The sequence below is a fragment of the Nostoc sp. UHCC 0251 genome, assembly GCF_034932245.1.
Classification (GTDB): Bacteria; Cyanobacteriota; Cyanobacteriia; order Cyanobacteriales; family Nostocaceae; genus Nostoc.
Genome location: NZ_JAYGHD010000147.1, coordinates 1 through 8,893, shown reverse-complemented (window position 1 = coordinate 8,893; position 8,893 = coordinate 1). Strand labels below are relative to the sequence as shown.

At 43.8% G+C, this 8,893-nt stretch carries 4 protein-coding genes; all 4 read left to right on the top strand.

The window, feature by feature from the left end; all coding sequences use genetic code 11:
* The first annotated feature begins 185 nt into the window (after positions 1-185).
* The 4 genes from VB740_RS15700 to VB740_RS15685 all read left to right on the top strand — a co-directional run bounded on the left by VB740_RS15700 (position 186) and on the right by VB740_RS15685 (position 8,814).
* Positions 186-1,955 (top strand): SWIM zinc finger family protein, encoded by a 1,770-nt coding sequence (locus tag VB740_RS15700; RefSeq protein WP_323200904.1) that lies wholly within the window; start codon positions 186-188, stop codon positions 1,953-1,955.
* A gap of 517 nt (positions 1,956-2,472) precedes the next feature.
* A complete protein-coding gene (locus VB740_RS15695) occupies positions 2,473-4,275 on the top strand; it encodes a ShlB/FhaC/HecB family hemolysin secretion/activation protein (protein WP_323200903.1) in 1,803 nt (600 codons plus the stop codon).
* Between the two features lie 735 nt (positions 4,276-5,010).
* Complete coding sequence (locus VB740_RS15690) at positions 5,011-7,647, top strand: EAL domain-containing protein (RefSeq protein WP_323200902.1); 2,637 nt, start codon at positions 5,011-5,013, stop codon at positions 7,645-7,647.
* Positions 7,648-7,893: 246 nt separating this feature from the next.
* Positions 7,894-8,814: a histone deacetylase gene (locus tag VB740_RS15685; RefSeq protein WP_323200901.1), complete on the top strand. Its 921-nt coding sequence runs from the start codon at positions 7,894-7,896 to the stop codon at positions 8,812-8,814.
* Positions 8,815-8,893: the final 79 nt, after the last annotated feature.

Below are 8,893 nucleotides of genomic sequence, written 5' to 3'. Positions count from 1 at the left end.
TCTTCCTTGTCTCCCCCCTCTTCCTTGTCTTCCTTGTCTTTTCCCAATGCCCAATCCTCAATGCCCAATGCCCAATCCCCAATACTCAATGCCCAATCCCCACACTTTTCTCTTTACAGCAAGTGAGCCTAACACCTAAGCTGGATTTAGGATTCATCCAAAAGATTTAAGCAGGCGATCGCTCGATGTCTATTCCCCAAATTAGTGAATTTACTATCCGCCGTCATGCCAACGCCAAATCTTTCCAACGGGGCGAGGCATACTATGAGGCTGGTGCTGTCAATACAGTTACCCAACGTGGCGATCTGCTTCAGGCAGATGTTGTAGGCAGTGAAGCTAAACCTTATCATGTCAACCTGAGTTTCGATAGCAGTGGGTTAACCTCAGCAAACTGTACCTGTGCCTACAACTTTGACGGGTGGTGCAAACATATTGTAGCGACAATGCTTGTCTGTGCGCGTAACCCAGAAAACATTGAGCAGCGCCCCACCCTAGAACAACTACTTAATCGTCTAGATTATATCCAAACTCAAAGGCTGCTGCAAGAGTTGGTCACAGAATATCCACCACTAATTGAGGCGATTGATCGCCATGTAGGTTGGATGACTAATCAGCAAAAAAACATAAAACCTGTGCTTCGCATTATTACTATTGATCCGGCTCCCGTTCGGCGGCAAGTGCGGCAAATTCTCCGGGATACCGTGCGTTACTTTGAGGAAGGGTGCGAAGAAGATCCAATTGGCGAAGAATTACTGAGTGTGGTGCAAACTGCGGTAGCTTTTAGCGAACGGGGAGAGGCTGAGAATGCGATCGCTATTTTAGAAGCGATTACCTCTACCTGTGCGGAAAATTGGGATGATGTTGCAGAATACGGTGCTGAAAACGATGAAGTGGTCGAGGAATTGAATAATGCTTGGTGTGAAGCAATTCTGAGTGCTGAACTCACCCCAGAAGAAAAAGTTGATATTCAAATAAATTTGGAAGCCTGGCAAGATGAGTGGAATGCTGATTTTGGCATGATCATGGAGGCTTTACGCCAAGGTTGGGATTATCCGCCTCTAGTGCAAGTTCTCGAAGGTAATATTACCGAAAGGGGAGCTTGGGAAGAAGACGTGCCAGACTACGCAGATGATTTGGCACTAATTCGCCTCAAAATCCTCGAACGTCAGGAACGTTACCAAGAATACTTATATTTAGCAGAAGCGGAAGGGCAAACTCAGCACTATCTGACAATGTTAGGGCGTTTAGGCAGGGTAGAAGAAGCAATTGATGCTGCTCAAACCCAAATGAACTCAATGGAAGAGGCTTATGCTCTAGCGAAAACACTCAGCGGACAAGGGGTATTACAACAAGCACTAGATATAGCCCAGAGTGGATTAAATTTACCAGGTAATTGTCAGTACGAATTAGGAATTTGGACAAGTGATTTGGCTGTTGAGTTGGGTAATACTGAAGCTGCTTTACTAGCAATCAAGGCAGCTTTTCAAGTGAAGCCCTCCTTTGTTGACTACCAAAAGATGGCAGAATTAGCTGGGGAAAATTGGGAAAGTCTCAAAATAGACCTGCTGAGAATTATCCGTACTGATAGTAGTTGGGGAACAGAATCAGCCAAGGTGGATATATTCTTGCATGAGGGGCTAATTGATGATGCAATTGCGATCGCTAGTGAACTTAGTTCTTATTATTCAGAGTTAATTCACCGAGTCATGGATGCTGCTATCCCTCACAATCCTAGTTGGGTGATTGCTAATGCTCGTCGCCGTGCCGAAAAGATTATGGATGCAGGTAAAGCCGAATACTACTACTACGCAATTGAATGGTTGAAAAAGGCACGTAATGCCTACTTGGAATCTGGGAAGAAAAGTGACTGGTTGAGCTATCGGGAAAACTTGATGCAAACCCATGCTCGTAAACGTAAATTGATGGGAATATTTAAGCAAAGGGATATGGAGTAACCCTAAATCATATACAAAAGGGAAGTTTGCCTACTTTTTTAGACATCTGGTGAAAATGAATTGTTTTGACGTTGCAATGCAACGTCTCTACAAGGGTTTCAGGTAACGCATAATTAATTTCTGGAGATGTCTTTTTAACAAAAGGATTTTGCCCCGAGTCTTGTTAATTGAGATAATAGGTAGATTTTGCCGTGATGTACTAGAACAGCGGGCACGTAAATAAATATACAATTTTAAATCGCGTCAGAGTTTGGAATAGAATTCTTTTGACTTTTGACTTCCGCCTTGCGGTACTAGGTTTATTTCTAACGCAACAACACATAATTCCAACATATCTGTTTATTTATGCAGATCAAACACCATCAATACTTTTAAGTCTGCAATAACCAGATGATTTAGCTTTTAAATTGAGATTTACCCAAAATATCAACTTTAGCGACACAAGATGAAGTAAGATTCACATCTGAAGGAGTCGCCGTATAATCCTATAGTTTCTGACAAAAAATAATCCAGTGCGATGATTAATAAATATCCTCAGAATCTTATAGTGTCCTGCTTACCGCTGAGTATGCTTCTATTACTGGGCAGCATATCTTCTAGTCCACTGAAAGCTCAGACTGTTGATACTACACAATTACCAACTAGTAATTTCATCCTGTCACAACAACTCCCACCACCACAGGATGTCCAACCACCCTCACCTTCCCCACTCCCCTCACCTGAACCGCCACAGCCGCTTCCCCCACCAGCAGAACTATTTCCCCCCTCTACCCCAACTCCCACACCTGAAGAACCACCCCCTGGCAACTTTCCTCAAACTATTATTGTTGAACGGTTTGAAGTTCTTGGTAGCACAGTCTTCAGTCCCGAAGAGTTAGCCCTCGCCACTGCTGAATTTACCAAACGACCGATCTCGCTGACCCAAGTGTATCAAGCACGTTCTAAAATTACTGATTTATACGTCCAAAATGGTTACATTACTTCTGGTGCTTATATCCCGCCTCAAACAATCCAATCCGGTGTTGTAAAAATTCAGGTGGTCGAAGGTAAATTAGAAGATATCCAGGTCACTGGGACTCGGCGGTTAAATTCAAATTATGTCCGTAGTCGGCTAGCAATAGCTACATCACCACCTCTGAATCGGCAACGTCTATTAGAGGCACTGCAACTTTTGCAACTTAATCCTTTGATTCAAAACGTCTCTGCTGAACTCTCAGCAGGATCACGGACTGGTGAGAGTCTCTTAGAAGTCAAGGTCAGCGAAGCTAAAACCTTTAGTAGTCAAATAATTCTTGATAATGGGCGATCGCCTAGTGTTGGCAGTTTCCGACGCCGATTACAATTGAATGAAGCCAATTTACTCGGATTGGGAGATGGTCTAAGTTTAGGCTACACCAATACTGATGGTAGCAACTCCTTTGACGCTAGTTACACATTACCACTCAATCCCCGCAATGGAACCCTTAGCTTCAACTATGGCACTACGTCGAGTAATGTCATTGAACCTGATTTCAAATCTTTAGATATTGAATCGGCTTCTCGCTACTACGAATTGACATTCCGTCAGCCCATAGTTCAAACTCCTACACAAGAGTTCGTCGTCGGGTTAACAGCTTCCCGACGCGAAAGTGATATCTCGTGGATACTACAGAGAGAGAGCCAAGGAGGCTTTCCCCCCTCTCTACTTTCACCCGGAGCTGATGAACAGGGACGCACTCGGGTATCTGCGTTGCGATTTTTTCAAGAATGGACGAGCCGTAACAGCCGTGAAGTTATCGCTCTACGCTCTCAATTCAGTTTGGGCATAGATGTGTTAAATCCCACGATTAATCAAAATCCTCCCGATAGCCGTTTTTTTGCTTGGCAAGGGCAAGGGCAGTGGGCACGCCTTTTAGCTCCTGAAACCTTACTTTTAATTCGTTTAAATACGCAGCTCGCATCCAGGACACTTTTGCCTATAGAGCAAATTGGCTTAGGCGGACAGGATAGCATCCGAGGCTACCGTCAAGATTACTTGTTAACGGATAACGGCACTTTTGTTTCTGCGGAAGTTCAAGTACCGATTCTGCGCCTACCCCAGATAGATAGCACATTACAGGTTGTCCCCTTTGTGGATTTTGGTGTTGGCTGGAACAGTTCTGGCAGAGAGAACCCCGACCCTAATACTCTAGCTGCTGTTGGTCTGGGGTTGCGTTGGTCACAGGGCGATCGCTTCACCCTTCGTCTTGACTGGGGTATTCCTTTAGTGTCTGTTAACTCAAATGACAGAACATTACAAGAAAACGGTCTGTATTTTAGTTTACTCTATAATCCTTTTTAAAATTTAGGGGTTTATTCTCCTTCCCTTCTCTACAAGAGTTTGGCACCAACGTTAAGTTACCACCATTAAAGCCAACTGGTATAGGAATCGTATTTGATTTTTGAAATTATCTATGTGGGCAGGGAGTAGGGAGTAGGGAGTAGGGAGTAGGGAATTAGGCTTTTCGGTCTGTACCGAGCTTTTTCAGAAATCAAACATTAGTCCTATATGCGATTTCTAATCTCAAATATTTCTTCTCCAGTGGGGTGCGCCCAATTAATTTAATTCTTGCCTTGCTCTTATCTATTTCGCAAAACTCAGTGAAACAGAACTATTTGAGTGATTAAAAAATAAAATCAGCCGTTATTTATTTAATTCAGAGTTTCCCACTACTCAGAATAAAAATCCGCAAATATACCATGTGTTCGATTCAGCGTTTGATTTTATTCTGGGTATCCTAAGAAAGACAAGGATTAGATGATATAGAGAAAGGGGCAAAGTTTATAACTTATGTATGGGTAGAGAGAACAGCTATAACTTCTACCGCAAAACTGATTTAACAATTAGCCATCTCATTCCAAAGGGTCAATCATGAAAAGAAGGACTAGTTTACACCCTCATACCCATTTTGGAATCATAGACGGTGACAAATTTGATTGAACAAATTTTTCTACATATTCAAACTTTCAAGCTCCACTTCTGAGATTAGTATTTTTCAGACTAAGACATAAAAATATGAGAATTTGAGGAACAGCCATGCTAGGAAATGAGCGGGAAAAAATACGCCATCTTTTGGTCATCCAAGACCTGCAAGGGCGGCGAACTGTCCCCTTGCAAGAGACTACTTATTCTCTGGGGCGGCATCCCGCAAACACTATTGTCTTGTCTTCCCGGTCAGTATCAATGCAACACGCAATTTTATTGCGAGTAACTGTTCCAGAGACTGACCAATACGGCTTCCAGATTATCGATGGCAACTACAAGGGGAAAGGAAGTACTAATGGGTTATTTGTCAATGGCACTAAATGCTACTCTCATAATCTCAGAAACGGAGATGTCATTGCCTTTGGCGGTAATCAAGCTCAAGCTAAATATTATGCTATTTCCAACCTCTCAGAACAAGCATTTTCTGAATCTTGTGATGTAGAGGACTTATCTGATTTCTTATCAGAACAAGCCAGTCCTGCGAATCCTTTTCAAACCCTAGCTATCGATCCCATCTTTGAAGCAGCTAGTGAGTCTGCCCTAGCTCGCCTAGCATCCTTCCCTGAACTCATTCCCAATCCAATTATTGAGATGGATTTCGAGGGAACAGTTACTTATCTCAATCCAGCCGCAGCTCTCAAGTTTCCCCAACTTAGGGAAGTTGGGACGGAACACCCGATTTTAACAGGACTCCTAAGTAAAGCTAAGAATTTTAAAAAAAATTCTTTTGTGCGGGAGGTGGAAGTAGGTACAGAAGTTTTTGAACAATCCGTCCTCTATCTTCCTGAAAGTGATTTAATTAGAACCTTTATTATTAGGGATATTACAGAGCAAAAACAAGCCACAGCCGAACTGCGTCAGCGCGATCGCTTGCTACAAGCAGTTGCAGAAGCCGCCAATTATTTGCTAGGAGAAATGAATTATGAAATTGGTATTACTCAAGCTCTAGCTATACTAGGTGAAGCTGCCAAGGCAGATCGTGCCTATCTCTTTCAGAACCATCCCCATCCTGCTACAGGGGAATTAGCAGTTAGCCTCCGGTTTGAATGGACGCACTCTCTTATTCAATCTACCCACCACCATTGGCAGAATCAGCCTTATCAAGGTTCTGGATTAGACCGTTGGTACACTGTTCTCTCTAGTGGCCAGTCGATAAGCGGACTCACCCAACAATTTTCTGCCGCCGAACAAGAATTCCTGATTAGAGATGGCATTCAATCCCTTCTTCTGGTGCCTCTCCGGTTGGAAAATGAGTGCTGGGGTTATCTTGGCTTGGCAGACTGCACCTTTGAGCGCCATTGGTCAAAGCATGAAGAATCTACCCTTTTGACGATGGCCGCCAGTATTATTAGTACGCAGCAGCGTCAGCAAGTAGAAGAAAAGATTCGCTATCAAGCCCTTCATGACCTGCTGACAGGGTTGCCTAATCGCCAACTATTTAATGAGCTGCTTAGTAAAACTCTGCCCAACGCCACTCGGAATGGTGAAAGTTTAGCTGTGATCTTCCTCGACCTGGATCGCTTTAAGGGTATTAATGACACTCTGGGGCACACTCTGGGAGACAAATTGTTACAAAGCGTCGCTCAAAGATTAAAAGACTCACTCAGAGGCGGAGACACTATAGCCCGTTGGGGAGGTGATGAGTTCACTATCTTACTCCCGCGAGTCAATGATATTGAAGAAGTAACCCAGGTAGCGAATAGAATCTTACAAGCCTTACAGGATTCCTTCAATCTGCAAGGGCATGAACTTTATGTGTCTGCCAGCCTCGGTATTGCGTTACTTGATAACAACAGCCCTGATGCCGAAACACTAATCCAGCACGCAGATGCCGCTTTATACTACGCCAAGGACAAAGGGCGGAATAATTACCAATTCTATAGTGTTTCTCTAAGTGCCAAGAATCCTGAACTTCTGACTTTAGAAAAGAGCTTGCGCTATGCCCTAGAACGTGAAGAATTTATGTTGTACTATCAGCCTCGTGTGAACATTGCCACAGAAGAAATTACTGGTATGGAAGCTCTGTTGCGTTGGCAGCACCCAGAAATGGGATTGGTCGCACCCACTGTCTTCATTCCTCTGGCCGAAGAAAGTGGATTAATTGTTCCCATCGGCGAATGGGTGCTGCGGACAGCCTGTAGCCAAAATAAAATCTGGCAAGATGCAGGGTTACCACCCATGACGATCGCTGTCAATCTTTCTCTTAAGCAGTTCCGCCAACCTAAATTGGTAGAGACTGTAGCCACAGTTTTAGAAGAAACGGGGCTGGAGCCGCGTTTTTTAGAATTAGAAATTACTGAAACCACAGCCATTGAAGATTTAGACTTTACCAGAACGATCTTACAAAATCTACGGCAGATGGGTGTTTACATCTCCATTGATGACTTTGGTACAGGTCATTCCTCGCTCTCGCGCTTACAGCTTTTGCCACTCCACAATCTGAAAATAGATAAATCTTTCATTCAAGATTTGACTGTGGATGTAAAAGTAGCTCATATTATCAAGGCCATAGTCACCTTGGGACAGAGCTTAGGATTGAAGTTGACAGCCGAAGGGGTAGAAAAGGAGGAGGAATTGGAGTTTTTAAAATCTATCAACTGTGAAGATGTACAGGGCTTTTTATTCTACCGGCCGCTTTCTGCAAAGATTGCAACTGAAATCCTCGAAAGTAAACGACCAATTCTTTAAGACTCGACCAACCCAAAAATCATGGGTGAAGGAAGGCAGGGGGAGAAGAGGAGTAGGGGGAGTAGGGGGAGCAGGGGAAGCAGGGGAAGCAGGGGAAGCAGGGGAAGCAGGGGGATAGAAGAACTTGATTGTCTTACCAAAAAACCCGGAAGTTTCTTTGGTGGACTATGAGTATTAAGGAAGAACTGTTTGTACTAGTGACGATACAATAGCATTCATTGTCTTGCTGCCAACCTTTTTCGTCCTATGCTGCCAGTCATCTATTCCGACGAATTTTTAGACCACAAGACTGGAAAATACCATCCCGAAAAACCAGAACGTTTGATAGCGATCGCTACTGCCCTAAAAGCAGCAACATTCGCGGATAAAATTGACTGGCGATCGCCTACACCAACATCAGAACAGCCATCGCTAATGTCTGTGTTACTTAAAGCGCATAGCCCAGCCTATATCAAAAAACTTTGGCAAATCGCTTCTAGTGGCGGCGGCCCTTTGGATGGAGATACGCCAGTTTCCCCGCGCAGTTATGATGTGGCATTATTAGCAGTCAGCGCATGGTTGGATGGAGTTGAGGCTGTGTTACAGTCCGCTAATCCAGCTTTTGTACTGGCGCGTCCCCCAGGACACCATGCAGAAAGTGATGCGGGGATGGGCTTTTGCCTATTTTCTAATGCAGCGATCGCAGCTTTATTTGCCCTGGAACAACCCGGAATTAACCGCGTCGCCATCCTAGATTGGGATGTACATCACGGTAATGGTACTCAGGCGATCGTTGAATCTGAACCACGCATCGCTTACTGTTCCGTACATCAGTATCCCTGCTATCCCGGCACTGGAAGAACGACAGAACGCGGCTTTCATAATAATGTCTTAAATTTACCAGTACCCCCTGGTAGTGATATTGCAATATATCAGCCACTATTTGAAAAACAGGTCGTACCCTTTTTAGCTAACTTTCAGGCAGATTTGCTGATTGTCAGCGCTGGTTATGATGGCAATGCCGCAGATCCTTTGGCAAGTATCAATTTGCAGCCAGAAGACTACGCTTTATTTACTGATTATTGTCTAGGGATAACTCGTAAAATTCTCTTTGGCTTAGAAGGTGGTTATGATTTTGATTCTCTTTCTCAATCAGTTGTAACGACAATTAAACAATGTTTAATTTAAGAATTTCCTTTTTTTAGGTGAAACCGTAACTGCCCAGGTAGGAAAGTCAGGGATATTCCCGTGAGGGAGGAAAGATGGT